This is a genomic window from Caballeronia sp. INML3B (assembly GCF_023631305.1).
Classification (GTDB): Bacteria; Pseudomonadota; Gammaproteobacteria; order Burkholderiales; family Burkholderiaceae; genus Caballeronia; species Caballeronia turbans.
Genome location: NZ_JALQDI010000046.1, coordinates 84,068 through 108,035, shown reverse-complemented (window position 1 = coordinate 108,035; position 23,968 = coordinate 84,068). Strand labels below are relative to the sequence as shown.

Here is a 23,968-nt window from a genome sequence, read left to right as displayed (position 1 = left end):
CCTGCCTTCGCAAACCTTAAGAGATGCTTAGACAAGCGAACGCATGCGCATTGAAATTGCGATGAAAGGCATGTGTATCGTCGCGTGAGGAAACTACCGTGGACGAAAAAAAAACCCGGCGGAGAGGCCGGGCGAAGGTGGTCGGGCGAGTTCCGAGTTCACGCCCGACCGCGTGGCACTCTGCAGGACGCCGCGGCGCGCGGACAGGTCTGCGCGCCGCTGAGCCGGGAGCCGGCGGGATGAAGTTCCACATGAAGCTGCACGAGCCAGTCGCCCGGGCAGGCTCCGTCGATCACGAGCTTGTCCGAAGCCCAGGCGATGCGGCGTGCCGAACGGGCGGCATCGAATGCGAGCCTCGCAATGCGCCGCACGACGAGCACGATGCCCGCGGCGCTCGCGAGAGTCGCAAGGCGCACCGCGGTACTTCCGAGCGCATTCACGTGGCCCGCGCAGCCGCAGACCGTGAGCCACGCGGCATCCGACGCGGCGATGCACCAGGCGATCAGCACCGCATTCGCACGCAGGGAAGCAAGAGTGGACGATCGCATCGGCATCTCCGGGCCGCACGGCCGCGAATCGGCGCGCTCGACGGTATAGTGCGGGGACGAAGCTTATGCAATGCTTAAGCAGGACGCGCACGACGCCGATAACGGGGCCACGATGTGCGGCAGCGCGCAAAACTTAAGTGGCGCTTAAGCATGCAGGCCGGACAATCGGTGCGACCTGTTCGAGCCTGGAGAAAGCGCATGCGCCTGTTATTGGTGGAGGACGACGAGATGATCGCGGAAACCGTGCTCGCCGCGTTGCGTCGCGGGGGTTACACCGTCGACTGGGCGCAGGACGGCCGGGCGGCGGAGCTTTCGCTCGGCAACGGCGTCTACGACCTCGTACTGCTGGACCTGAATCTGCCCAAGCGCGACGGTCTCGACGTGCTCGCCACGTATCGCAAGAACGGCGGCGATGCGCCCGTGATGATCCTGACCGCGCGCGATGCCGTCGACGACCGCATCCGTGGCCTCGATGCCGGCGCGGACGACTACCTGATGAAGCCCTTCGATCTCGACGAGCTCGCCGCCCGCGTGCGCGCGCTTCTGAGACGCCGCACGGGCCACAAGCATCCGGTGTATTCGCACGGCGAGCTGACCCTCGATCCCGCCGCGCACGAAGCAGGCAAGGGCGGCGTCGCGCTCAACCTCGTGCCGCGCGAGTTCGCGCTGCTGCAGGCGCTGATCGAGGAGCCGTCGCGCGTGTTTCGCCGCTCGGAGCTCGAAGAAAAGCTGTACGGCTGGGGTGAGGAAGTCGGCAGCAACGCGATCGAAGTCCATGTGCACAGCTTGCGGCGCAAGATCGGCGCGGAGGAAATCGTGACGGTGCGCGGTGTCGGTTATCGCCTGAAGAGGATCGGATGACATCAATTCGCCGATGGCTGCTCGGATGGCTCTTATGCGGCCTCGGCGTCGCCTGTCTGATCGCGGGTATCGGCATTTTCAGCACGGCGCGGCTTGAAGCGGGCGAGCTCTTCGACTACGAGCTGCGCACCGTCGCGCTCTCGCTGCCGCACAACATCAACGCCGACGATGTCGCGCAAGGGCGCGATCACGAACTGCATGGCATTGCGGATGACAGGCTCGTCATCGACATTTGGGACCGGTCCGGCCGGCTCATCTATCACTCGCCTCACGAGCCCGCGCTGCCGCGTTTTGGCGTGGGTTTCGGCTCCGCCGAGCGCGAAGGCTATCGCTGGCGCGCGTTTGGCGTCGCGCAGCAAGACCGTTTCATCCAGGTGGCCCAGCCCTATTTCATTCGCGACGATCTCGCCATCTCGCTCGCGCTGCGCACGATCTGGCCGCTCGCCTTGCTCATTCCGGTGATCGTCGTGATCGTGCTCTTCGTCGTCGCGCGCGGGCTTTCGCCGGTGCGCTGGCTGTCGCACTCGCTCGCCGCGCGCTCGCCGGAATCGCTCAAACCCATTGCATTCGACAAGCCGATGCCCGACGAACTGCATCCCCTTGTCAACGCGTTGAATGATCTGCTCGGGCGCCTCGGTGACGCGTCGCAGGCGCAGCGCACGTTCGTCGCGGATGCGGCTCACGAGTTGCGCACGCCGCTCACGGCGCTCAAGCTGCAAATCCAGGGCGCGATCGGCGACGGTTCGCTTCAGGTCGATGCCGCGACGCTCGCGAAAATCGATGGCCGGCTGAATCGGCTCATCCATCTCGCGCAGCAACTGCTCAGCATGGCGCGCGAAGATGCCGCGCGCGAGGCGGCTATCGCGCCGATGAGCCTGCGCGCGCTGTGCGAACTCCGCGTGAGCGATTTCTCCTTGCTGGCCGAAGCGCGCTCGATCGATCTCGGCCTCGAGCTCGAACAGGCGCGGGACGAACACGACGCGTTCACCGTCATGGGCGACATGCACGCGCTCGCCGTGCTCGTGAACAACCTGCTCGACAACGCGATCCGTCATACGCCGCACGGCGGACGCGTCGACGTGACGTTGCGGCGCGAAGCGGAAGGCATCGCGCTGACCGTGCTCGATTCCGGTCCGGGCATTCCGGAAAGCGAGATCGATCGCGTCTGCGACCGCTTCTATCGCTGCGTGGGCACGTCGGGGCATGGCAGCGGGCTCGGCCTCGCGATCGCGCTGCGCGTCGCACAACGGCATCACGCGACGCTCGAAGTCACGAATCGCGACGATGCGAGCGGACTCATCGTCCGGGTGCGCGGCTTGCGCGCGGTTGCATCGGCGCCGCACGCGAAGGACATCGTCAGCGGAATGCATGTGTGAATGAAAGCGCAAGAAGCGGGGCGTCATCCGTTCCAGGCGCGACGATGCTTGTCGTTTCATCTCTCCATGCCGGGCCTATCATGAAGAAGCTCGTCCTTTGCGCATGTCTCGCATGGACCTGCGCCGTGCTTGCGGCCAATGTCGACGCGCCTGCTACCGCTTCGGCCGCGGCGTCCGAACCGAAGACGCTGAAAGAGCGCCTGGGCGACAAGGCAAGCGACGAGCAACGGGTCGACAATTGCCACGTCCCCGCCGATCAGCGCGGCACGAAGATTCGCCCCGACAGGTGCGCGCCCTGAAGCATGGGCGGATGTGTTACCTTTCGAGAATGAACCATTTGGTACAAACTCAAGGAGCCCGCCTTGTCTTCCACTCAAGCATCATCCGTCCTGCGCCTCGGCATTCTCGGCGGCGCGAACATCGCCAGGCAGTTCGCGCGTGACGTCAGGCCGAGCGAGCGCGTGCGCGTCGTGGCTGTCGCGAGCCGCAGCGACGAAAACGCGAAAGCCTTCGCGCAAGCGAACGGCATCGACACATGGTTCGGCAGCTATGATGCGCTGCTTGCGAGCCCGGATATCGACGCCGTCTATATTCCGCTGCCCAACAGCCTGCATGCCGAATGGGCGATCAAGGCCGCGGACCACGGCAAGCACATACTGTGCGAAAAGCCGCTTGCGCTCGACCGCGACGAAGCCGTGCGCATGTTCGAGGCCGCCGATCGCAACGGCGTGATGCTGCTCGAATCGTTCCCGTATTACTTCCAGCCGCAGACCGCCGCGATGATGGCGCTGATCGGCGAAGGCGCGATCGGCGAGGTGCGCGCGATTCAGGCGAGCTTCGGCTTCACGGTGGGCAATCCCGGCGCGAACATCCGCATGAAGCCCGAGCTCGGCGGCGGCGCGCTGCTCGACGCGGGCAGCTATCCGCTGAGCCTCATTCGCCTCGTGATGGGATGCGCCCCGCAACGCGTCGATGCAATCGCGACGTGGGCCGACAGCAAGGTCGACATCAGTCTCATGGCGACGCTCGTCTATGCCGATGGCCGCCGCGCGCAGGTCTCGTGCGCGATGGATGCGGCGAATCATCGTTACGCGACGATCATCGGCTCGCAAGGCACCATCGACACCGAGTATCTCAATCATACGAGCGCAGAAACGGCCGGCGACCAGTACGGCTATCTGCCGAGCCAGATGCGCGTGCGGCGCGGCATTCCGAATTCGGTGCCGTTCGAGCCGGTCGCATCCGATGTGGGCAGCGGCTTCTTCTTCGCGGCGGAAAGCTTCGCGCGCATGGTTGCGACGCGCGACGCCGCCGCGATCGAGTACTACGCGCAGGTGAGCCTCGACAATGCCGCGACGCTCGCGGCGATCAGCGAAAGCGCGCGCAGCGAGAAGCCCGTCACGCTTTGAGTGGCCGAAGCGATTCACGCGCCGGCCGGACGCGTGAATCGCGCGTCATGCGCCGCACATCAACGCTTGACGATCACCACTTCCATGTACTCGCTCGGCACCACGAGCGACGACGTTCCCGCCACATTGCAGCGTTCGAGCAGGCCGGTGATATCGCGTTCCAGTTCCGCCTGCTTCGCGGAATCGAGCGTGGCGAACGCGCGGTGCACCGGTCCGTAAAAATCGCGGAACACCTGAATCCAGTGCGCGCCCGATTCATAGCGCATGTTGAAGTGCTTGCGCACGCAACGAATGTCCGCCGCCTCCGACCCGAACAGCGCGACGAGATGCGGCTCGGTGCCCCAGAGCGCGGGCGATTGCAGGCCCGCGGGCGGCGGTACATAAGCGCCGATGATCTTGAACAACTGCCCGATGAAACCTTCGGGCGTCCAGTTCGCCATGCCGATGCGCCCGCCGCTCTTTGCCACACGAAGCATCTCGCTCGCGGGACGCTTGTGATCCGGCGTGAACATTGCGCCATAGGTGGACAGGACGACATCGAAGCTGCCGTCGTCAAAGGGCAGGTCTTCCGCATCGGCCACCTTGAAATCGACCGCGAGCCCTTCGGCCTGCGCGCGCGCCCGGCCCTTTTCCAGCAACGCGGGCACGTAGTCGGTCGATGTCACGTGAGCGAAGCGTCGTGCCGCGGCGAGCGTCGCGTTGCCGTTGCCGGCGGCGATATCGAGGACGCGTTCGCCGGCGCGCACGTCGACCGCTTCGGCAAGCATCTCGCCGACGATCTGCAACGTCGTGCCGATGACCGCAAAGTCTCCGCTTGCCCAGGTGGCCTGTTGCCGGGACTTGATCGCGGCGAAGTCGGGCTGCGGATTGATCGGCTCGTTGCGAACCGCGGATGTATTCAACGCATGCATGGTTCCTTCTCCAGATTCCAGATGATGTGTCGAGCAACGCCCTGATGGCGGGCAACGGCAGTATCCCGTTACCATCGCTTCGACGCCTGTCCGCGAGTCGCCGCGAATTGCCCATTCGTCCGCTTCGTCTTCGCGCCGCGTTCCGGCGATGCTTTCGAACGGCGGGAGCCGACATGAGCCACGACATCCTTTCCGATGTGCTGCGCACGGTGCGCCTGCGGGGCGCGCTCTTCTTTCACGTGAGCGGCAATCGAAGCTGGGCGGCGGAGGCGCCGCCCGCGCGCGACATCGCGAGCATCGTCATGCCGGAATGCGAGCACGTGATGGAATATCACGTCGTGACGCACGGCAACTGCTGGGGCGCGATCGTCGGGGAAGCGCCGGTGCGCCTCGCGAGCGGAGACATCATCGTGTTTCCGCATGGCGATGCGCATGTGATCTCCAGCGCGCCCGGCGTTCGCGCCGAAGTCGACGTGGCCGCGCTGTCGGCGAAGATCGATCAGTTGCCGTTCACGCTGACCTACGACGCGGTCGAAGCGCGCAACAATCCCTGTCCCGACGATCCATATGAAACGATGCTCGTATGCGGCTTTCTCGGCTGCGATCTGCGTCCGTTCAATCCGCTCATCGCCACGTTGCCGCGGCTTTTGCACCTGAAGGAGACGGGCACGCAGGGCTGGATCAATCACTTCATGCACCAGGCCGTGCTGGAATCGCGTCACAAGCGGCCAGGCGGCGAGGCGATGCTCGAACGCATGAGCGAAATGATGTTCGTCGATGCCGTGCGCCGCTACGTCGATGGACTGCCCGATGAAAGTCGCGGCTGGCTCGCGGGCTTGCGCGATCGTTTCGTCGGCCGCGCGCTCGCCGTCATGCACGACGCGCCCGCGCACGAGTGGACGGTCGAAGAGCTCGGCGAGCGGGTGGGTCTGTCGCGCTCGGCATTGCATGAGCGTTTCGTCGACATGATCGGGCTGCCGCCGATGCAATACCTCGTCAACTGGCGCATGCAGGTCGCGGCCGGACTGCTGCGCAACACGAACTCGACGATCGCGGCCGTGGCGCAGGAGGTGGGCTACGCATCCGAGGCGGCCTTCATTCGCGCGTTCAAGCGTCTCGTCGGCAAGCCGCCGGCAACATGGCGTCGTGAGAAGAGCCGCGCGGAAGCCGTGACCGAGGCCCCACACGCGAATTCGGATTGACGCGGCTGGAATCTCTGACTAACGTCAGAGATATGAACCCGACCGACATCAGCCAGATTCGCAGCTTCAATCGCACCGTTGCCGAGGGCATCGGCGCGCTCAACGATCATTTTCTCGGGCGCGGCCGTCCAATGGGCGAGTCTCGGCTGCTCTGGGAGATCGGAGCACAGGGCGTCGATCTTCGCGTGCTGCGCGAGCGCCTCGGTCTCGATTCGGGCTATCTGAGCCGCACGCTCACGGCGCTCGAGCGGCAGGGGCTCGTCACGGTCGAGTCTCGTCCCGAAGACCGCAGGGTGCGCCGCGCCAGTCTGACCGAAGCCGGTCGCGCCGAACGCGAGGAACTCGAACGGCTTTCCGATGCCGTCGCGGGCGGCATGCTGGCGCCTTTGAGCGAGGCGCAGCGCCGGCGGCTGATCGCAGCGATGGCCGAAGTCGAGCGCCTGCTGCTGCCTTCGCTGATCCGCTTCGCGATCGAAGATCCTGCGAGCGCCGATGCGCGATGGTGCATCGACCAATATTTCGCCGAGCTGAACGCCCGCTTCGATGCGGGCTTCGATCCGTCGATCAGCCTGTCCGCCGATGCGCGCGAATTGACCGCGCCGCAAGGCGCGCTGATCGTGGCGAGGCTTCGCGGTGCGGCGATAGGCTGTGTCGCCCTCAAGTTTCACGGCACGTCGCCGGCCGAGCTGAAACGGATGTGGGTGAGCGCCGACGCTCGCGGACTGGGCGTCGGACGGCGATTGCTCGAAGAGGCCGAAAGGCACGCGCGGCAAAGCGGCGCGAAGGTCGTGCGGCTCGAGACGAACAAGGCGCTCGCGGAAGCCGTCGGACTCTATCGGCGGTCGGGTTACGTCGAGGTCGCCGCGTTCAGCGACGAGCCTTATGCGGATCACTGGTTCGAGAAAGCATTGCGTTGACGCGTATCGTCAGCGCGTGCCCGTCAACGCGATGACGAGATCCAGGAACGCGCGCGTCTTCGCCGGCGGATGATGCCGCGACGGATAAAACGCATAGAGCGGAAAGCGCTCGTCGGGCCAGTCGGGAAAGAGGTCTACGAGCTTTCCATCGGCAAGCAGGTGCTCGTGGCCGAGCAGGAGTATCTGCGCGATGCCATAGCCCGAAAGAATCGTGCTCAGCATCGTGCCCGGATCGTTGAGTGTGAGGCGGCCGTGCGTCTGCACGCTCAGGCGCTTCTTCTTGCGATGAAACTCCCACGCGAACGGCCGTCCCGTTTCGGGATCGCGAAACTCGATGCACGTGTGCGTGTCGTCGGCGAGTGCCTGTGGCGTCGCGGGCTTGCCGTGCCGCTTGATATACGAAGGCGCGGCGACGGTGCGCACCGGCGTATCGAGCAGCTTGCGCGCGACGAGGCTCGAATCGCGCGGCTCGCCGAAGCGCACGGCGAGGTCGAACCCGTCCGCGATGATGTCGCCGAGACGATCGCTCGTGATGAGCTCCAGTTGCAGATCCGGATGCGCGTTCAGGAACGCATCGAGCTTCGGGCCGAGCAATAGCCGCGAGAAGATCGGATCGACGTTTACGCGCAGGCGGCCGCGCACGGCCGTTGCACCCTCCGATGCGGTGGCCGCGGCTTCCTCCAGTCCCGCGAGATGCGGCATGACGTGTTCGAAGAAACGGCGGCCGTCATCGGTGAGCGAGACGCTGCGCGTGGTGCGATCGAAAAGACGGATCTTCAGGCGCGCTTCGAGGCGCGCGATGGCGCGGCTCACGCCGGGCTGCGACATGCCGAGACGTTCGCCCGCCGCGGCGAAGGTGCCGGCATCGACGATCGCGGCGAACACGCTGATGCCGTTGAGGATGCGTTCGTTGAAGCCGGCCATTCATGCCTCCGCGTCATGGATAAAAGGGCATTCATGTTATCGCGATGCGGGGGAAGGAGCGAATGCCAGCCGGATCAGCAAAAAAAAAAACGGGCCCCGAAGGGCCCGGCAAATCACTCCAATACGGTCAGCTTCATGCGTGGTGGGCCTTGGCGACCTTGTCCACGGACATCGAATCGGCGCGCAGACGCTCGTACTCTTGCTCGCTCATCGGCACGGCGTCCTTCTTGCCCAGATCGTTCAGACGGATGCGATACGTCTCACGCGCCGAGTACGCCGCAATCGCCGCGATGACCGTCACGCCGAAGGCAATGGCGCCGACCGTCAGCGGGATGTTGCTCGATCCCGGGGGCGCAACCGCCGCGAACAGGGCGGGCAGCAGCGCGGTGATCGTCGTGCCGATGTTCTGCGCAATCGCCATCGCCGAAACACGCGAGCGGGTCGGGAACAGTTCCGGATAGAAGCTCGGGAAGATCGCGTTGTAGCCCTGGTACACGACACCCCACATGAGCAGCGACATCAGGAATGCGAGCGGGACGCTGTGGATGCTGATCGCATAGAGATACGCGAAAGCCAGCAGACCCGAGATCAGCGAGCCGCCGATCATCATCGGGCGACGGCCGATCTTGTCCGACAGGTTGCCGACGAACGGAATCACCAGCACCGCGACGATGTTGCCGACCACCGGAATCCACAGATACACGCTCTTGTGGAAGCCGATGCCGTACGAAGACTGCACCGCATACGCCGCACCGAAGATCGTCGCGACGACGGGAATCACGTTCATCAGCGCCATGCAGACGACGCGGATCATGTCCGGCGTGCTGTTGGCGAACGCTTCCTTGATCGGCGACTTCGGCAGATCGCCGTGCGATTCTTCGGACGTGAACGCTGGCGTCTCATGCACTTCCTTCCGGATGATGTAGCCCGCAACCAGCACGAAGGCCGACAGCAGGAACGGCACGCGCCAGCCCCAGGAGTTGAACATGTCTTCCGGCATGAACGTGGCGAGCGGGAGGAACACGGCGGCCGCGAGAATCTGGCCGGCCTGCACGCCTTGCAGCGTGAAGCTCGCGTAATAGCCGCGACGTCCGAAGGGTGCATGCTCCAGAATCATCGAGCTGGCGCCGGAGATTTCACCCGCCACCGCGAAGCCCTGAATCAGGCGCAGCACGACGAGCAAGGCCGGTGCGAGCATGCCGACGCTGTGATACGTCGGCAGCAGACCAACGGCCATCGTCGAGAAACCCATCAGGAACATGCAGATGAGCAGCACGTTCTTGCGGCCGTGCGTGTCGCCCAGATGGCCGAGCACGAATGCGCCGATCGGACGGGCGACGTAACCCACGCCGTACGTTGCGAGCGACGCGATGATCGCCACCTTCGGATTGCCCGACGGGAAGAACAACTGCGGGAAAATGAGGGCTGCTGCCTGGGCGTAGATGAAGAAGTCGTAATACTCCAGCGCCGAGCCGATCCAGCCGCTCGCGGTCGCTTTTTTCGCCTGGCGGCCGCCGTGCGCGTCTTCCTTAGGGCTAGCCATAGAGATGTCTCCGAACAATGGGTTTATAGAGTTGAGCTTGATACCTGGTCGAGCGGCGGGGCATTCGGAAACAGCGGAATTGCGCGTCGCTCTGAAAGTGATTGGAGAATAAAAGCACAACCCCTTTGCATCAATGTTTTATGATTATTTTTGCGCGATTATCGCACGCAAGTGTCCGATAATCGGACGCTTTGGGGGTTAGCACTAGCAAATGGCTTTCGTCGAGCGCCGAAACATCACAATATCCATAACTAAACAGACATGTCAGCATGACTAAACCGGAACTCGACAAGCGCGACTGGATCGCCGGTCTCGAGAAGGGTCTCGCGATCCTCGAAGCCTTCGACGATCAGCACGCGCGCATGACGCCCACACAAGCCGCGATGCGCACCGGCCTCACGCGCACCGCGGCGCGCCGCTATCTGCTGACGCTCGCGCATCTGGGCTACGTCCAGACCGACGGCAAGCTCTTCAACCTCACGCCGCGCGTGCTGCGCATGGGCTGGTCATATTTCGAGTCGGCGCGGCTGCCGCGCATCGTGCAGCCCTACTTGCAGCAATTGAGCGCGTTGATCCACGAATCGGTGTACGTGAGCGTGCTCGACGACTGGGACCTCGTGATCATCGCGCGCAACGGTTCCACGCGCGTGATGACGACGGGCTTCGTGCTCGGCGCGCGCGTGCCGGCCGCGCTGATGTCGGGCGGTATCGCGATGCTCGCTTACATGGACGAGGCATCGGTGCGCGGATGGCTCGACGCGACCGAGTTCAAGCCCTTCACGCCGCTCACGATCACCAACAAGGAAAGGCTCTACGAGAAGATCCGGCAGGCGCGGATCGACGGCTACGTCGAGATCGAGCAGCAATTGCAGATGGGCGTGCGTGGCATCGCAGTGCCGATGAAGAACCGGCACGGCGAAGTGGTGGCGGCATTGTCGGCGAACATGCCGATCGGAAAGGAAACGGGCGAGGCCGCGCTCGCTCGCGTATTGCCGCCGTTGCAGGAGACCGCGTTGTCGATGTTGAACGTGATCTAGTTATGCCGTGCTGTGGGTAAAGGTGAGGGTTTTCGGGATCATGTGGTCTGGGCGCTCCCGAGGCCCGTATTCAAAGGCCTTTTTGCGAACGCGGACGGTTCAAAGGTGAGGGTTTTCGGGATCTTCGCTATTCGCCGTCGGCTGGAAGAGGACTACCGCTGATACGCGACGTGCGTGACTCGTCGGGCACACTCTCACTTCGGCTAATTCCGCGTCCCTACACGCCTTTCCATGGTTAATCGCCAAAGGAAAGGGGAACGAAATGACCCAGTTCAACGCATCGGCGAGCGCGCGCAAGGCACGGCGCAGCGGCTCGCTTCTCAGGCTTTCGGCGGTCACTGTCCAGAAGACCACCTTCAGCGATGCGATTCGCCCGCAGTTCGAGAACATCGCGCGTCATCCGGCGGGCCCCTATGATCCGAGGACGGGACTCTGACGCGCGCGGCTCAGGCTCACGCTCCGCCCGTGAAGATCGGCCCTTGTCCGCCCGGCATGAAAGCGCGCGGCGCATGATCGGCGTTCGCGCCTGACTGATCGCGCGTGGCCGCCGCCGGCGCGGGATCGCGCAGCGTGACGGCCGTCTCCGACGTAATCGGCACGCTCGGTTGCGCGAGCAGTTCGGTCTTGCGCATCGAGCCCGCCGACGTCCCGAAGTAATACCCGATGATGCTGATCCATGCGGTCCCGAGCGCGCCGACCACGACGTTTACGAGATCGCGATTCGCCTCGGGCAAGGCGCGCAGCGCCATCAACAGCAGGATGCCGAAGAAGCCGCCCGTGACGCACATCGCGAGGACCTTCGGCACCCAGTCCTTGTTCGCGATGCCCATTGCGCGCGCATCGGCGCGGTCGCCCGCCGCGATGCGCGCCATGTCCGCTTCGAACGACAGCCGCGCCTGCGCCGCCGCGACCACCAGTTGTTGCAACTGCAACGAGTTCGCGCTTTCCGCCTGCCTGATCTTGTCGAGCGCGGCGGGATCGTTGAGCGCGGTCTCGACGACATCCGGATCGCTCGGCGTGCCGAGCGCATGCGAGATGATCGCGGCGGCCGTCGTGACGCCGAGCCCGACCGGCCCGCCGATGAGACCCGCCAGAAGAGGCGCCTTCGCGCCGATCGCTGCCGCCACTTTGGTCCAGTCCATCATGCTGCTCCCAAGAGAAGATTCGTCGCCATGCGGTCGGTCCAGCCGCGGCTGAACGTCGGCCAGGCATGCAGGCCCTTCAGATAACGCAATCGATAGGCAATGAAACGCAGGACGAAGCGCATCGGATCGGCGGCTTTCACGGCATCGACGGTATCGGGGCCGAACTTGCCGTCTTCCTTCGCGCCCGATGCCTTCTGCATCCACAGCACGACGAGACCGCCGTTGTAGTTCGCATCGAAGATCTGGAAGGCGACGCGCGGATCGAATTCGTCGAGATGCAGCGGATCCCAGTACTTCTGCTTGGCGATGCGCTTGGCGAGTTCGAGCGGAAGGTCCTTCATCGCGCCGGCATAGCCGTAGCCACGCGCGACGCGCGCCGTCACGCCCCACATCGTTTCGCCGCCCGGGTCCGCCGGATGGAACGAGTAGCCGCCTTCGCTGCCGATCAGCGCTTCGAAGGCGTTATCGAAACTGTTCATGGTGATCTCCTTGGCGCCTGCGCGTGCCGCCGGTAGCTCGCGTGACGAACAGCGCGGCGCCGGAAGGAACGGGCCGGCGCACGAGGCGGCCGGCCCGGTCGCGTCAAACAGTGGCAGGCAGTCATGACGCGACGGCAATGCCATATGCATCGGCCGTGCCAGTCGATCGATGAAACGCGCCTAAGCCTTGTCCTGCAAGGCTCAGGTGGAGCACGAAGGCAAGCCGGGGAAAGTGAACTGTCGTGCGACGGCCAACGCTTTCAAGCGCAATTGTTCGGGCCGCTCAGACATCGGAAGTGCATACCGGCACGCTCATTCGATGCTCATTCTCCCTTCCTACGATGCAAAGCATCCAGGCGGCGCGGTCCCGATCGAACCTATCGCACTGCCTTTCGTTGACCACGTTTCATCGAGGAGAAATGCCATGCGTCACTATCCAACGGACAGTCCCCGCGCGGCCGCGCGCATCGTCGTGATGTCGCTGATCGCGGACGGCCATATCGGCAGTGCGGAAATCGAAGAGCTCGAACGGCGCGGATTCTATGCGCGGCTCGGGCTTCATGCAGGGGAGTTGCATGAAGTCGTGCGCGAGGTCTGCGAAGACCTCACGCGCTGTTCCTTTCTCACATGGGACGACGCGTGCCGGGTCGATCCACGCGTCATGCAACGGCTTGCGGAAGAAGTGCGCGACGAGCGCATGCGACGCGACGTGCTCACGCTCTGCGAATCGGCCGTCGTCGCGGACGGCGTGATGACCTGCACCGAAGCCGCCGTGATCGATGCGGTGAAGCACGCGTGGCGCGTGCATTGAAGCGCGCGAACCATCGAACGGAGACGACATCATGCAACAGCACATTCTCGTCGCAGTAGGCCCGGATAACAGCCATGCCGCGCTCGCGCTCGGCATCGCGCGGGCCCGCGAATGCAATGCGCGCCTCACGGCGCTTCATGTGGTGGACCGTACGCCATTCTGGGCGCTATCGTCCGCGCAGTACGACTTCGGCGCGGCGCTCGCGCACGTCGACGAACGCGCGCGAGAGATCGAGAAGCGCACGCTTCAGGCGATACGCGCGTCGAGCATCAACGGCGTGTGCGTGACGATGGACCTGCCCGCCGGCACGACGCTCGCGCGCGTGATCGCGCAGGCCGCGCGCGAGTTCGATGCGGACCTCGTCGTGATCGGCCGCACGAAGGCCACGCACTGGCGCTTCTGGGAAGAGCGCGTGTCGGATGCGGTGAGCCGTCACAGCAATCGTCGCGTGCTCATCGCATCGAACCGCGCGGACGATGAAGCGCCCGTTGAAACAAAAGCGACACCGTTACGCTTTACCATCGTCGATTCGACGCAGCGCGTCACCCCATCGTACAGCTCGAGAGGAAGCTCGCCATGCCGGATCGTATCGTCAAGCCGTCCCGACGCACCTTGCTGAAGGGTCTCGTTTCCGGCACGGGGCTCGCGCTCACGGGCGCGGGTCTCGCCGATGCCCTCGCGCAAGGCGTCGCGCCCGCCGTCGTCACCGCCGACAAGTTGCGTCCGCAACTACCCGGCGGCGTGATGAGCGGCGACGTCACGGCGACGAGCGGCATCGTATGGAGCCGCACGGACCGGCCGGCGCGCATGATCGTCGAGTACTCGACGAGCGAGCGCTTCGATACGTTCCAGCGCCGCATCGGGCCGGCCGCGCTCGACAGCAGCGACTTCACGGCACGCGTCGATCTGACCGGCCTGCCGCCGGGCGCCGACGTGTTCTATCGCGTACGCTTTCAGGATCTCGTCGATGGCAAGGCATACAGCGAGCCGATGACGGGACGCCTGCGCACGGCGTCGCTCGAGGCGAGCAAGCCGATCACCTTCGTCTTCTCCGGCGATGAAGCGGGGCAGGGCTGGGGCATCAACGAACGCTTCGGCGGCTATCGCATCTATGAGGCGATGCGCCGCGAAGCGCCGGACTTCTTCATCCATCAGGGCGATCAGATCTACGCGGACAGCGTGATCGAATCCGAAGTGAAGCTGCCCGACGGCACGCTGTGGACCAACATCGTCACCGAGGGCAAGTCGCATGTCGCGCAGACGCTCGACGACTATCGCGCGGCTTTCGCCTACAACCAGCTCGACAGGAACAAGCGCCGCTTTGCCGCGGAAGTACCGTTCCTCGTGCAATGGGACGATCACGAAGTGCGCAACAACTGGTATCCGGGCCAGAGAATCGGTGACGCGGAGAAGCGTTATCAGACGCGCGCGATCAACCTGCTCGAAGCGCGCGCGAGACAGGCGATGTTCGAGTACAACCCGTATCGCATCAATCAGCTCGATCCAGAGCAGGTCTATCGCGGCTTTCAGTTCGGTCCGCTGCTCGATGTCTTCATGCTCGACGAGCGATCGTATCGCGGCGCGAACTCGCCGAACCGGCAGACACGTCTCGATGCGGATTCCGCCTTTCTCGGCTCGCAGCAGACGGCGTGGCTGAAGGCATCGTTGAAGGCGTCGCGTGCGACGTGGAAGGTGATCGCGAGCGACATGCCGATCTCGCTCGTCGTCCCCGATGCCAACCCCGATGTGCCGAAAGGCACGTTCGAGGCATGGGCCAATGCGGAGAATGGTGCGCCGCTCGGGCGCGAACTGGAGCTCGCGGAGATCCTGCGCTTCATCAAGCAGGAAGACATCAGCAACGTCGTGTGGATCACGGCGGACGTGCATTACGCTCAGGCGACGCACTACGATCCCTCGCGCGCGAAGTTCGCCGAGTTCAAGCCGTTCTGGGAGTTCGTCGGTGGGCCGATCAACGCGGGCACGTTCGGGCCGAACGATCTCGACATGACGTTCGGTCCGGAACTGCGCTACGTGAGCGTGCCGAAGGACAACCCGCAGAACCGCTCGCCCGCGTCGCTGCAACAGTTCTATGGCCGCGCGAAGATCGACCCCGTCAGCCGCGCAATGACGGTCTCGCTGCACGATCTGGACGGCAAGTCGCTCTACGAAGTGAAACTCGAGGTCGAAGCCTGAACGCAGCGTCGATCGCGCGGCTATCCGGCGAGCTTCGTCGCCAGTCCGGCGACATGCTTGCCCTGATAGCGCGCAATGTCGAGTTCGTTCTGCGAAGGCTGGCGGCTGCCGTCGGCGGAGGCCATCGTGGTCGCGCCGTAGGGCGTGCCGCCTGAGATCTCGCTCATGTTCGTGAGCCCGGCGCATGCATACGGCACGCCGACGACCACCATGCCGTGGTGCAGCAGCGTGCTGTGAAACGACGTGATCGTGGTTTCCTGGCCGCCGTGCTGGGAAGCAGTCGACGAAAACACGCTGCCGATCTTGCCGACGAGCGCGCCTTTCACCCACAACCCGCCGGTCTGGTCGAGGAAGGTGCGCATCTGGCCCGCCATGTTGCCGAAGCGCGTCGGCGTGCCGAAGATGATCGCGTCGTAATCCGCGAGTTCGTCGACGGTGGCGACGCTCGCCTGCTGATCGAGCTTCACGCCGATCTTCGCGGCCTGGTCGGCGGGGATCGTTTCGGGCACGCGTTTGACCGTGACTTCCGCGCCCGCGACGCCACGCGCGCCTTCGGCTATCGCCTGCGCCATCGTTTCGACGTGGCCGTACATCGAATAGTAGAGAACCAGTACTTTCGCCATGATGTGTCCTTGTGTGAGGGTGCATCGGATGGAGACACGCGGCTGCCTGCGCGCACTCAAAGATAGCACCGCCGCGTCCATGCGCAATGAATTGGCCTGCCCGCGCGAGCGCCAGGCGTTCATGGACGTGCGCGGCTTTCTCCGCTCACAATGGCGGCAATTCAAACGGAGACACGACCGCCATGAACGGCCACGCCTTGCTCAGCGCGAATCTGCTCATCGCTTACTCGGCTTATTTCGTCGGCACGGCGAGCCCCGGGCCGAGCAATCTCGCGATCATGTCCATAGCCAGCACATCGGGCCGGCGCGCGGCATTCGCATTCGCGGCGGGTGTGATGTCCGGCTCGTTCTTCTGGGCGATGCTCGCGGCGCTCGGCCTTTCCGCCGCGCTGACCGCGTATTCGGGGTTTCTCATCGGCGTCAAAATCTGCGGCGGGTTATATCTGCTGTGGCTCGCGTTCAAATCGGGGCGCGCGGCGTTGAAGCCTCCGCTGCGGCGCTCGTCGGCGGATGCGCAGGGGCAAAGCGGCCGCAGGCTCTATGCGCGCGGCGCGCTCTTGCATCTCACCAATCCGAAGGCGATTCTCGTGTGGATGTCGGTGGCGGCGCTCGGCTCGTCGGCGGGGGAAGGGCCGGGGCATATGCTCGTGGTCGTCGCGGGATGTCTGTGCATCGGCGCGTGCGTGTTCGGCGGCTATGCCGCGCTCTTCTCGATGCCGTCCGCGCGGCGCATCTACATGCGCATCCAGCGCGGCCTCGATGCGTGCCTCGCGCTCGTGTTCGGCGCGGCGGGCATTCGCCTGCTGACTTCGCGGGTGTGATGCACGAACCGGCTCGCACGCGCAACGCTGCTTTCGGCCGAGTGGGCGTTCGTGTGGCTGACGCGTCTGCCGGCGCCCGTTCTCATCGCCGTCGAGCAGGAAAAGCGCGGCGCGCGGTTCCGGGTCGTGACGACCGTGCATGCGTTCTGACAACCTCATCGTGTCGTTCGCGCTCGCGCAGCGCGTGTAGCGGATTTGCCGCATCGCGCGCGGTTCGGCTTTGCATCCGGACGATCGGCGGCTACGCTCAAACCAGACGCCCCTATCGCCAGAACAATGCCGACCGACGATTCTTCCCGACGCGCCCGCCCGATTCCGCCCGAAAGCGCCGAAGCCGTGGTCGCGTATGTGCACATCATCCGCGACGCATTTGCCGCGCTCGGGCGCGAACTCGTCGCGATCAGACCGACGCCCGCCCGCGCGCTTTTCGCGACGCAGGCGATGCTGTCCGTCGGGCTCGCTGTGGCGCTCGCGTATGCGTTCCACCTGAGCAACATCTGGTGGGCGGCGATCAGCGGCTTCGCGGTGATGCAGTCGAAGTTTTCCGCGTGCGCGCAGCGCGGCGTGCAGCGGGTGGTCGGCACGGTCGCGGGCGCGATCATCGGCGCGGTGGCGGGCGTCATGGTCGGCGATGTGCCGTGGCTCTTCGTGCCGCTGCTCGGCGTGATCGTGGGCGTGTCGGTGTATCGCGCGCTCGTGTCGGATGCGGGCTACGCGTGGGTGCTGGGCGCGGTGACGTCGTTGATGGTGACGTTCGAGGCGCATCGGCTCGTCTCTGCCGCGGCGACGGCGTCGTTCGCGTTGCTGCGGGTCGCGGAAGTCGTCGTCGGGACGATGGCGTGCGTGGCCGTGTCGGCGCTTTTTCATGCGGGCGTGCAGCACTATCGCAAGTCGCGGGGCGCGCCGCCGGTGCCGCGCGCGCAGGCGGCATCCACGGTGGATCGCATCGATGGCGTCAACGCGCAAGCCGTCACCGTGATTCCGTCCGATGCCGCGCGGGCCGTGCAGGCGCTCGACGCGACGCACGTCGCCCGCGCCGAGCAGATCGCGCTCGCGATGCGCAAGCGCCTCGCATGGCAGGGCGCGTGGTCGGTGACGATCCTGGCATCGCTCGCGTACACATGGAATCTGAGCGGCTTCGCGCAGGCGATGGTGACGGCGGTCGCCGTGCTGATCCTGCCCGCATCGGCGCTCGGCAAGCCGACGCGCAAGCCGGTCGCCGAGCGCATGATCCAGCGCTTCATCGGCTGTCTGCTGGCGGGCGCGGTGAGTCTCGCGCTGCTGCCGTTAGTGGGCGATAACGCGCTCGCCTGCATGGTCGCGCTGTGCGCGGGCGTGTGGATGGGCTGTCACGTGCAGACCGGCACGCAAGGCGCGAGCTATGTCGGGCGGCAGTTCAGCATCGCGTTCATCATGGTGTTCGTGCAGGACCACCACTGGTCGTCCGACCCGATGCCGGCGCTGATGAGGCTCGTGGGGATTCTGGGCGGGATCGTGGTGTTGTCGGCGGTGATGGCGCTGGGCGCCGCGTGGGCCGCGAGACGAACGTCGCGCGTCGCGATGCGGTGACTCCAGCCAGCCGCATCGCGCGATGACTTAAGCCTCTTCCGCCCAGGCCTGATTTTCCCGCGCCATCAACGCGCTCGACGCCGCCGGTCCGAACGTCCCCGCCGTGTATCCGCGCGGCCGGTCGCCCAGTTCCTTCCAGCCGTTGAGAATTGGCTCGACCCACGTCCACGCGGCTTCCAGTTCATCGCGTCGCATGAAGTGCGTGAGCCTGCCGCGAATCACGTCGATCAGCAAGCGCTCGTAAGCCTCCGCGCGCCGTTGCGTCATGGCCTGTTGCAGATCGAGATTGAGCGTGACCGGCTGCATATGCATGCCGCTTCCCGGTTCCTTAGCCAGCATCTGCAACTGGATCGACTCTTCGGGCTGCAGTGTGATCGTCAGCCGGTTGCCGTAGTGACGCGGACCGTCCGGAATGATCGAGAACGGCAGATCCGCGAAATCGATGACGATCTCCGAGCGGCGATTCTGCATGCGCTTGCCGGTGCGCAGGAAGAACGGCACATTCGCCCAGCGCCAGTTGTTGATATGCGCGCGCAATGCGACGAACGTCTCCGCGCGGCTGTCGGGCGGCACGTTCTGTTCTTCGAGATAGCCCTTCACCGCCTCGCCGCCGACCGCGCCCGCCGTGTACTGGCCGCGCACCGTGTCGCGGGCGATATCGGCGACGGTCATCGGCCGCAGCGATTTCAGCACCTTCAGCTTTTCGTCGCGCACGGCGTCCGGATCGAGCGACACGGGCGGTTCCATCGCGACGATGCACAGCAGTTGCAGCAAGTGGTTCTGCACCATGTCGCGCAACGCGCCGGTGTGATCGTAGAAGCCCGCGCGGCTGCCCACGCCGACTGTCTCCGACACCGTGATCTGCACGCTCTTGATATACGGCGCCTGCCACAGCGGCCCGAAGATCGCATTGCCGAAGCGCAGCACCATCAGGTTCTGCACGGTTTCCTTGCCGAGATAATGGTCGATGCGATAAATCTGCTCTTCCTTGAAGTGCTTGCCGACGGCATCGTTGATCGCGCGCGCGGAGGCGAGATCGTGGCCGAGCGGCTTTTCCAGCACGACGCGCGCGTGATCGTCGAGAATGCCGGCGTTGTCGAGGTTTTCGCAGATGGTCACGAACAGTTCAGGCGACGTAGACAGGTAAAGCACGCGCTGCGAGCCGGGGCGCACCGCTTGCGCGAGACGCTCGAAATCGCCGGGATTCTCGATGTCGACGCGCACGTAGTCGAAGAGCGCGAGGAATTTGTCCCACGACTGCGCATCGAAGGCTTTGGCGTCGATGAACGGACGCGCCTGTTCTTCCATGAAATTCTTGAGGTAGTCCTCGCGCGTCCAGTCCTTGCGGCCAATCGCGAGAATGCGCGTGTCGGCGGGCAGGTTGCAGTGCATGTGCGCCATGTAGAGCGCCGGCAGCAGCTTGCGCGCCGCGAGGTCTCCGCCGCCGCCGAAGATGATCATGTCGAGCGGGCGTTCGTTTGAGGGAGAAGTTGGATTCGTCATGGTGCGTGAGCCGGTAAAGGTTCAGGAAAGCCGAAAGCGCGCCGATCGGTGCGATCGTTCGAGACAGCTATGTTGCATGTTTTGCCGGCACTTTGCACGGCAGTCGTGCTAACGGGCGTTCGATTCGCCGGCCGGTGGACGAAATGTCACCGACAGTGCGTAATGTTTAGCGCGGGTTAGCGCAACGAAACGTCCGCGCGCAGCGTCGTCACGGCGAGGTCGAGGAACGCACGCACCTTCTGCGTGACATGACGTCCTTCGCGATGCACGAGATGGATCGGCAAGGGCGGCGGCTCGAATTCCGGCAGCACGATCGCGAGACGCGCGTCGGCGACATGCCGTGCGACCTGATACGACAGGAGCCGCGCCATGCCGAAATCCGCGAGCGCGGCGGCGATCGCGGAATCATTGGTCGTCGTCGTGAAGCGCGGATGTGCGCGCACGAGAAACTGCCGCTCGCCGTCGTGCAGGCGCCATTCCGGCGGCGACGACGAGCCCGTCGACGCGATGATCACATGTTCAGCGAGATCGTCCGGATGACGCGGCGTGCCGTGCTTCTCGAGATAGGCGGGCGATGCGCACAGCACGCGCCGCACGCGCCCCACGTTGATCGCCTGCAACGATGAATCCGGCAATTGCGCGATGCGCACCGCCACGTCGATGCCCTCGTCGACGAGATTGACCACACGATCGACGAACCAGCAGCTCGCATCGGCTTCGGGATAACGGCGCAGATAGTCGAGCACGATCGGTGTGACGTGCAGCCGGCCGAACATCACCGGCGCGGTGATCGAGAGCAGGCCGCGCGGCGACGAATGCGTGCCCGTCGCGGAGAGCTCGGCGATATCGATCTCGCCGAGGATGCGCCGGCAATCCTCGAAATAGCCGCTGCCGGCATCGGTGAGACGCACGACGCGCGTCGTGCGCGTGAGCAGGCGCACGCCGAGACGCTCTTCGAGCTCGGTCACGACACGGCTCACGACCGACGGCGAGACATCGAGCTTGCGCGCCGCCGATGCGAAGCCGCCGGTCTCGACCACCGTGACGAAGGTCGTCATTGCCTGTAAACGGTCCATGAGAAAACACGAGGCACGCGAGCATGAAGATGCCGTGCATTCTCGGGGATATGTGCGCGGGGCACAATCCACGACCGCTTGACGTCCTGGTCAAAGGTCGAGTTCCAGCTTGCCGCCGTCGTCCGCGGCGGGCATTGCGCAGCAGATCAGCGCTTCGTCGTCGGCGACGCGGAAAGCCGGCTCGCTTTCATACGACACCGCGCCCTGCACGATGCGCGTTCTGCATGTGCCGCACGTTCCACCCCGGCAGTTGAATTCCGGCGAAAGGCCGTTCGCTTCCGCGAGTTCGAGCAAGGTGCCCGCACCGGGTTTCCATTGCGCGTCTTTGGCCGACTTCGAGAAACTGACTTTCACCGGCTCGGTCGCGGCGGGGCGCATCGGCTTCACGTCGGCGCCGCGATCCGCCGTGCGCTTGAGCGCCGAAGGACCGAACGCCTCCGCATGAATGCGCCCGTCGGAGACATTGAGCGCGCGCAGCCTGTCGTAGATCGACTGCATGAACGCGCCGGGGCCGCACAGATAGAAGTCGTAGTCGTTGAAGGGCATGCGGCTCGTCAGCAGGTCGATGTCGATGCGCCCCGATGCATCGTAGTCGCGCCCGAGCTCTGCGCCGTTCGTGTCGCTCAGCACGCGGATCACGTTCACCGCACCGCCCGCTGCTTGCGCGAGCGCTTCGATTTCCTGGGCGAACGCGCGGCTCGCGAGCGAATGCGCCGATACGATCATCCACACCGGACGAACGCGCCGCTTTCTCAGCCCTTCATACACCACGTGCCGGAGCATCGCGAGCATCGGCGTGATGCCGACGCCCGCCGCCATCAGCACGGCCGGACGATGCTCGAACGGGTCGATCGTGAAGTCGCCGGCGGGCGAGCGCGCTTCGATCACGTCGCCGACTTTAAGCGTGTCGTGCAGATGCCCGGATACGCGTCCCTCGCGCTTCACGCTGATGCGATACCGGCCGTCCGATGGCGCGACCGAAAGCGTGTACGTGCGGATCAGCGGTTTCGCCTCGCCCGGCGGCGTAACGCGAATCGGCAGATGCTGGCCGGCCTGGTGAGGAACGATGCCCGCGCCATCGGCCGGTTCGAGATGGAAGGAGCGGATCGCGTTGCTTTCATCGACGATCTTGCTCACGCGGAAGGTTCGCCACGCATTCGCGAGCGCGGCCGCCTTCAGGCGCTCGGCCGCCTGCTCCCAGTCGCCCGTCATCAACGAATTGGGCGACGCGCCCTCGCTGCGCGCCTTCCACCGCAACGGCAGCGCGCCCGCACGATACACGATGCGGCGCGGCGTGAAGCGCCACAGCCGCTCCGCGCCCTGGAACGCGGCGGTTTCGTGGGAATCGAGCAGTACTTCGGCGTCGCCCGCGAGCTGCAAGACGTCGCCGGTCTCGAAGTCGGCGAAGACGAGTCCCGCGCGGCCGTTCACGAGAATGTTGCCGAGCGTGTTGAAGAAGAGATTGCCCGCGAAATCCGGAATGGTGAGCGAGCCGTCGTCGGTCAGGCGCACGAATCCCGGCTTGCCGCCGCGATGCGACACGTCCACCTGCCGATGCCCGTCTTCGCGATCGAAATACGACGCGACGAAGAACGTGTCCGCGCCCGCGATCATCGCTTTGGCGCGCGGCGAAAGCGCGTCGGACATGACGGGCTGCACGGGCGAGGGCACGGCCGGATCGCGCACGAACTCGAAATCGCGCAACTGGATGTACTGCGGGCAATTGCCGAAGCTGTGCTCGACGGCCACATCGAACCCGACGTTCGCGCCGTCGCGACGGATCGCGCCGTTCATGCGGTTGCGGCGGCGCGTGTGCAACTCGATGCCGAGCAGGCCGATCGACGCGCCATCGTTCATGCCGGCATCGGCGGGATCGAGCGGATCGCGCGCGCGGCTCATCGACAAGGTTTTCGCATCGGGCGCGCGCATGAAGCCGGGCGGCCCCGCGAGCAGCGTTGCCCACGGATCGCCGCGCTCGTCGACCGCGCCCGCCACGACGAACGGCAACTGCGCGAAGAACTGGCGATGCTGCTCCGGCATGTGATCGCGCACGACGCGCCGCCCGACGCCGTCCATGCGCTCATCGACGCCGAAGGCTTTCTGAATGGCGATTTCGCCCGGATGCCACGGCGAAGGCGTGGCGGCAGATGGAACAGCGGAGAGCGCTGAAGCGGACATGATCGGATGCCTCTTCGATTCGGGCGCGGCGGCAGAGCGCAATGCAAGACGCGAAGCCGCCGCGCTCACTTTACGCCGCGAGACCCGCGGCTGTCTTCTGGAAGGGAACGAAGCCGGGCAACGCCTCGACGCGCGCGAGCCACGCATTCACATTCGCGTAGCCGGAGATATCGACATTGCCTTCGGGCGCGCTCGAGATGTAGCTGTAGAGCGCGACATCCGCGATGCTCGGGTGCGTCGCGCCGATATCCGCGATCCAGTCGCGCTGCGCCAGTTCCGAATCGATCACCTTGAGCACGTTGTGCGCGCGGGCGATGACTTCCTGCGCATCGAATTTCGCGCCGAACACGGTGATGAGACGCGCGGCGGCGGGTCCGAACGCGATCTGACCGGCCGCGACCGACAGCCAGCGCTGCACGGCGGCGGCTTCGGCGGGCGTGTCGGGCAGCCATTTCGTGTCGCCGGCTTTCATCGCGAGATAGACGAGGATCGCGTTCGAGTCGGCAATGACGATATCGCCGTCGACGAGCACGGGAATCTGGCCGAAGCGGTTCAGCTTCAGATAGTCGGGCGTCTTGTGCGCGGCGGCCGCGAGATCGACGAATTCTGCTTCGTGGTCGACTCCGAGCAGGTTCAGGAAGAGACGTGCGCGGTGCGCATGACCGGACAGCGGATGGTGATAGATCTTCACGGCAGATTTCCCTGATTCGGTTGATGGCCGGGAGAAGTCCCGTCCTGCGAATCAAGTATCGGTTCTTGCCGTGAGAAGGAGAATAGCGGCGGATTTCAAATCACTATTCTCGTATCGAGAACGGTGAGCGCGCGCGTCGTGCGTCCGCTCA

Annotated in this window: 24 protein-coding genes; 13 read left to right on the top strand and 11 right to left on the bottom strand. The window is 65.0% G+C overall.

Going from position 1 to position 23,968, the window contains the following annotated elements; genetic code table 11:
* Positions 1–158: 158 nt before the first annotated feature.
* Positions 159–548 (bottom strand): hypothetical protein, encoded by a 390-nt coding sequence (locus NCS58_RS21185; protein WP_143756383.1) that lies wholly within the window; start codon positions 546–548, stop codon positions 159–161.
* Positions 549–746: 198 nt separating this feature from the next.
* On the opposite strand from NCS58_RS21185, the gene NCS58_RS21180 reads away from it, so the two are divergent.
* The 4 genes from NCS58_RS21180 to NCS58_RS21165 all read left to right on the top strand — a co-directional run bounded on the left by NCS58_RS21180 (position 747) and on the right by NCS58_RS21165 (position 4,194).
* On the top strand, positions 747–1,409 hold the full coding sequence (locus NCS58_RS21180; protein ID WP_061120034.1) for a response regulator: 663 nt from the start codon (positions 747–749) through the stop codon (positions 1,407–1,409).
* Entirely contained in the window at positions 1,406–2,785 is a 1,380-nt protein-coding gene (locus tag NCS58_RS21175) for an ATP-binding protein (RefSeq protein ID WP_061120033.1), read from the top strand. Before NCS58_RS21180 ends, NCS58_RS21175 begins: the two co-directional genes overlap by 4 nt.
* 80 nt (positions 2,786–2,865) lie before the next feature.
* A complete protein-coding gene (locus tag NCS58_RS21170) occupies positions 2,866–3,084 on the top strand; it encodes a hypothetical protein (RefSeq protein WP_061120032.1) in 219 nt (72 codons plus the stop codon).
* A 63-nt stretch (positions 3,085–3,147) separates the two neighbouring features.
* Positions 3,148–4,194, top strand: coding sequence for a Gfo/Idh/MocA family protein (locus NCS58_RS21165; RefSeq protein ID WP_061120031.1), 1,047 nt, complete (start codon positions 3,148–3,150; stop codon positions 4,192–4,194).
* A gap of 59 nt (positions 4,195–4,253) precedes the next feature.
* Here NCS58_RS21165 and NCS58_RS21160 read toward each other — a convergent pair whose 3' ends face one another.
* Positions 4,254–5,105 carry a class I SAM-dependent methyltransferase gene (locus tag NCS58_RS21160; protein WP_061120030.1) on the bottom strand — a complete coding sequence of 284 codons (852 nt, stop codon included), beginning with the start codon at positions 5,103–5,105 and terminating at the stop codon, positions 4,254–4,256.
* A gap of 173 nt (positions 5,106–5,278) precedes the next feature.
* On the opposite strand from NCS58_RS21160, the gene NCS58_RS21155 reads away from it, so the two are divergent.
* Together NCS58_RS21155 and NCS58_RS21150 are read left to right on the top strand one after the other, a co-directional pair.
* Complete coding sequence (locus NCS58_RS21155) at positions 5,279–6,307, top strand: AraC family transcriptional regulator (RefSeq protein ID WP_061120029.1); 1,029 nt, start codon at positions 5,279–5,281, stop codon at positions 6,305–6,307.
* A gap of 32 nt (positions 6,308–6,339) precedes the next feature.
* Positions 6,340–7,224, top strand: a complete 885-nt coding sequence (locus NCS58_RS21150) for a helix-turn-helix domain-containing GNAT family N-acetyltransferase (protein WP_061120028.1) — start codon at positions 6,340–6,342, stop codon at positions 7,222–7,224.
* A 9-nt stretch (positions 7,225–7,233) separates the two neighbouring features.
* On the opposite strand, the gene NCS58_RS21145 is transcribed toward NCS58_RS21150, so the two are convergent.
* Together NCS58_RS21145 and NCS58_RS21140 are read right to left on the bottom strand one after the other, a co-directional pair.
* Positions 7,234–8,148 (bottom strand): LysR family transcriptional regulator, encoded by a 915-nt coding sequence (locus tag NCS58_RS21145; protein ID WP_061120027.1) that lies wholly within the window; start codon positions 8,146–8,148, stop codon positions 7,234–7,236.
* A 133-nt stretch (positions 8,149–8,281) separates the two neighbouring features.
* Positions 8,282–9,691, bottom strand: coding sequence for an MFS transporter (locus tag NCS58_RS21140; protein WP_061120026.1), 1,410 nt, complete (start codon positions 9,689–9,691; stop codon positions 8,282–8,284).
* 269 nt (positions 9,692–9,960) lie between these two features.
* Here NCS58_RS21140 and NCS58_RS21135 point away from each other — a divergent pair, with 269 nt between their 5' ends.
* A complete protein-coding gene (locus tag NCS58_RS21135) occupies positions 9,961–10,728 on the top strand; it encodes an IclR family transcriptional regulator C-terminal domain-containing protein (RefSeq protein ID WP_061120025.1) in 768 nt (255 codons plus the stop codon).
* Between the two features lie 262 nt (positions 10,729–10,990).
* Positions 10,991–11,164 (top strand): hypothetical protein, encoded by a 174-nt coding sequence (locus NCS58_RS21130; protein WP_250477529.1) that lies wholly within the window; start codon positions 10,991–10,993, stop codon positions 11,162–11,164.
* A gap of 16 nt (positions 11,165–11,180) precedes the next feature.
* Here the strand turns inward: NCS58_RS21130 and NCS58_RS21125 are convergent, their stop codons facing one another.
* Both NCS58_RS21125 and NCS58_RS21120 read right to left on the bottom strand, forming a co-directional pair.
* Entirely contained in the window at positions 11,181–11,870 is a 690-nt protein-coding gene (locus tag NCS58_RS21125) for a hypothetical protein (protein ID WP_061120024.1), read from the bottom strand.
* Complete coding sequence (locus tag NCS58_RS21120) at positions 11,870–12,352, bottom strand: glycoside hydrolase family 108 protein (protein ID WP_061120055.1); 483 nt, start codon at positions 12,350–12,352, stop codon at positions 11,870–11,872. Before NCS58_RS21120 ends, NCS58_RS21125 begins: the two co-directional genes overlap by 1 nt.
* A gap of 424 nt (positions 12,353–12,776) precedes the next feature.
* On the opposite strand from NCS58_RS21120, the gene NCS58_RS21115 reads away from it, so the two are divergent.
* The 3 genes from NCS58_RS21115 to NCS58_RS21105 are packed head-to-tail and all read left to right on the top strand — an operon-like array spanning position 12,777 to position 15,356.
* A complete protein-coding gene (locus tag NCS58_RS21115; RefSeq protein WP_061120023.1) occupies positions 12,777–13,163 on the top strand; it encodes a TerB family tellurite resistance protein in 387 nt (128 codons plus the stop codon).
* A gap of 31 nt (positions 13,164–13,194) precedes the next feature.
* Positions 13,195–13,782 (top strand): universal stress protein, encoded by a 588-nt coding sequence (locus tag NCS58_RS21110; protein ID WP_061120022.1) that lies wholly within the window; start codon positions 13,195–13,197, stop codon positions 13,780–13,782.
* On the top strand, positions 13,740–15,356 hold the full coding sequence (locus NCS58_RS21105; protein ID WP_061120021.1) for an alkaline phosphatase: 1,617 nt from the start codon (positions 13,740–13,742) through the stop codon (positions 15,354–15,356). The genes NCS58_RS21110 and NCS58_RS21105 overlap by 43 nt, the downstream gene beginning before the upstream one ends.
* Positions 15,357–15,376: 20 nt before the next feature.
* Here the strand turns inward: NCS58_RS21105 and wrbA are convergent, their stop codons facing one another.
* Entirely contained in the window at positions 15,377–15,979 is a 603-nt protein-coding gene (gene wrbA / locus NCS58_RS21100) for an NAD(P)H:quinone oxidoreductase (protein WP_061120020.1), read from the bottom strand.
* Between the two features lie 182 nt (positions 15,980–16,161).
* Here wrbA and NCS58_RS21095 point away from each other — a divergent pair, with 182 nt between their 5' ends.
* Together NCS58_RS21095 and NCS58_RS21090 are read left to right on the top strand one after the other, a co-directional pair.
* Positions 16,162–16,800 carry a LysE family translocator gene (locus NCS58_RS21095; protein WP_061120019.1) on the top strand — a complete coding sequence of 213 codons (639 nt, stop codon included), beginning with the start codon at positions 16,162–16,164 and terminating at the stop codon, positions 16,798–16,800.
* Between the two features lie 276 nt (positions 16,801–17,076).
* The gene (locus tag NCS58_RS21090; RefSeq protein ID WP_250477528.1) at positions 17,077–18,369 is read left to right on the top strand and encodes an FUSC family protein; all 1,293 of its coding nucleotides are present in this window, start codon (positions 17,077–17,079) and stop codon (positions 18,367–18,369) included.
* Positions 18,370–18,396: 27 nt separating this feature from the next.
* Here NCS58_RS21090 and zwf read toward each other — a convergent pair whose 3' ends face one another.
* The 4 genes from zwf to NCS58_RS21070 all read right to left on the bottom strand — a co-directional run bounded on the left by zwf (position 18,397) and on the right by NCS58_RS21070 (position 23,817).
* Positions 18,397–19,872, bottom strand: coding sequence for a glucose-6-phosphate dehydrogenase (gene zwf, locus NCS58_RS21085; protein WP_061120017.1), 1,476 nt, complete (start codon positions 19,870–19,872; stop codon positions 18,397–18,399).
* A gap of 176 nt (positions 19,873–20,048) precedes the next feature.
* On the bottom strand, positions 20,049–20,948 hold the full coding sequence (locus tag NCS58_RS21080) for a LysR family transcriptional regulator (RefSeq protein ID WP_061120016.1): 900 nt from the start codon (positions 20,946–20,948) through the stop codon (positions 20,049–20,051).
* Between the two features lie 90 nt (positions 20,949–21,038).
* On the bottom strand, positions 21,039–23,126 hold the full coding sequence (locus NCS58_RS21075; RefSeq protein WP_061120054.1) for a pyridoxamine 5'-phosphate oxidase family protein: 2,088 nt from the start codon (positions 23,124–23,126) through the stop codon (positions 21,039–21,041).
* 70 nt (positions 23,127–23,196) lie between these two features.
* Positions 23,197–23,817 carry a glutathione S-transferase family protein gene (locus NCS58_RS21070; protein WP_061120015.1) on the bottom strand — a complete coding sequence of 207 codons (621 nt, stop codon included), beginning with the start codon at positions 23,815–23,817 and terminating at the stop codon, positions 23,197–23,199.
* Positions 23,818–23,968 lie beyond the last annotated feature (151 nt).

Coding starts and splice junctions, on each gene's coding strand:
- NCS58_RS21140 (WP_061120026.1), bottom strand. CDS start 9,691: ATGGCTAGCCCTAAGGAAGACGCGCACGGCGGCCGCCAGGCGAAAAAA.
- NCS58_RS21130 (WP_250477529.1), top strand. CDS start 10,991: ATGACCCAGTTCAACGCATCGGCGAGCGCGCGCAAGGCACGGCGCAGC.
- NCS58_RS21155 (WP_061120029.1), top strand. CDS start 5,279: ATGAGCCACGACATCCTTTCCGATGTGCTGCGCACGGTGCGCCTGCGG.
- NCS58_RS21105 (WP_061120021.1), top strand. CDS start 13,740: ATGCCGGATCGTATCGTCAAGCCGTCCCGACGCACCTTGCTGAAGGGT.
- NCS58_RS21095 (WP_061120019.1), top strand. CDS start 16,162: ATGAACGGCCACGCCTTGCTCAGCGCGAATCTGCTCATCGCTTACTCG.
- wrbA (WP_061120020.1), bottom strand. CDS start 15,979: ATGGCGAAAGTACTGGTTCTCTACTATTCGATGTACGGCCACGTCGAA.
- NCS58_RS21145 (WP_061120027.1), bottom strand. CDS start 8,148: ATGGCCGGCTTCAACGAACGCATCCTCAACGGCATCAGCGTGTTCGCC.
- NCS58_RS21115 (WP_061120023.1), top strand. CDS start 12,777: ATGCGTCACTATCCAACGGACAGTCCCCGCGCGGCCGCGCGCATCGTC.
- NCS58_RS21160 (WP_061120030.1), bottom strand. CDS start 5,105: ATGCATGCGTTGAATACATCCGCGGTTCGCAACGAGCCGATCAATCCG.
- NCS58_RS21185 (WP_143756383.1), bottom strand. CDS start 548: ATGCGATCGTCCACTCTTGCTTCCCTGCGTGCGAATGCGGTGCTGATC.
- NCS58_RS21125 (WP_061120024.1), bottom strand. CDS start 11,870: ATGGACTGGACCAAAGTGGCGGCAGCGATCGGCGCGAAGGCGCCTCTT.
- NCS58_RS21180 (WP_061120034.1), top strand. CDS start 747: ATGCGCCTGTTATTGGTGGAGGACGACGAGATGATCGCGGAAACCGTG.
- NCS58_RS21120 (WP_061120055.1), bottom strand. CDS start 12,352: ATGAACAGTTTCGATAACGCCTTCGAAGCGCTGATCGGCAGCGAAGGC.
- NCS58_RS21150 (WP_061120028.1), top strand. CDS start 6,340: ATGAACCCGACCGACATCAGCCAGATTCGCAGCTTCAATCGCACCGTT.
- NCS58_RS21080 (WP_061120016.1), bottom strand. CDS start 20,948: ATGGACCGTTTACAGGCAATGACGACCTTCGTCACGGTGGTCGAGACC.
- NCS58_RS21090 (WP_250477528.1), top strand. CDS start 17,077: ATGCCGACCGACGATTCTTCCCGACGCGCCCGCCCGATTCCGCCCGAA.
- zwf (WP_061120017.1), bottom strand. CDS start 19,872: ATGACGAATCCAACTTCTCCCTCAAACGAACGCCCGCTCGACATGATC.
- NCS58_RS21075 (WP_061120054.1), bottom strand. CDS start 23,126: ATGTCCGCTTCAGCGCTCTCCGCTGTTCCATCTGCCGCCACGCCTTCG.
- NCS58_RS21110 (WP_061120022.1), top strand. CDS start 13,195: ATGCAACAGCACATTCTCGTCGCAGTAGGCCCGGATAACAGCCATGCC.
- NCS58_RS21135 (WP_061120025.1), top strand. CDS start 9,961: ATGACTAAACCGGAACTCGACAAGCGCGACTGGATCGCCGGTCTCGAG.
- NCS58_RS21170 (WP_061120032.1), top strand. CDS start 2,866: ATGAAGAAGCTCGTCCTTTGCGCATGTCTCGCATGGACCTGCGCCGTG.
- NCS58_RS21175 (WP_061120033.1), top strand. CDS start 1,406: ATGACATCAATTCGCCGATGGCTGCTCGGATGGCTCTTATGCGGCCTC.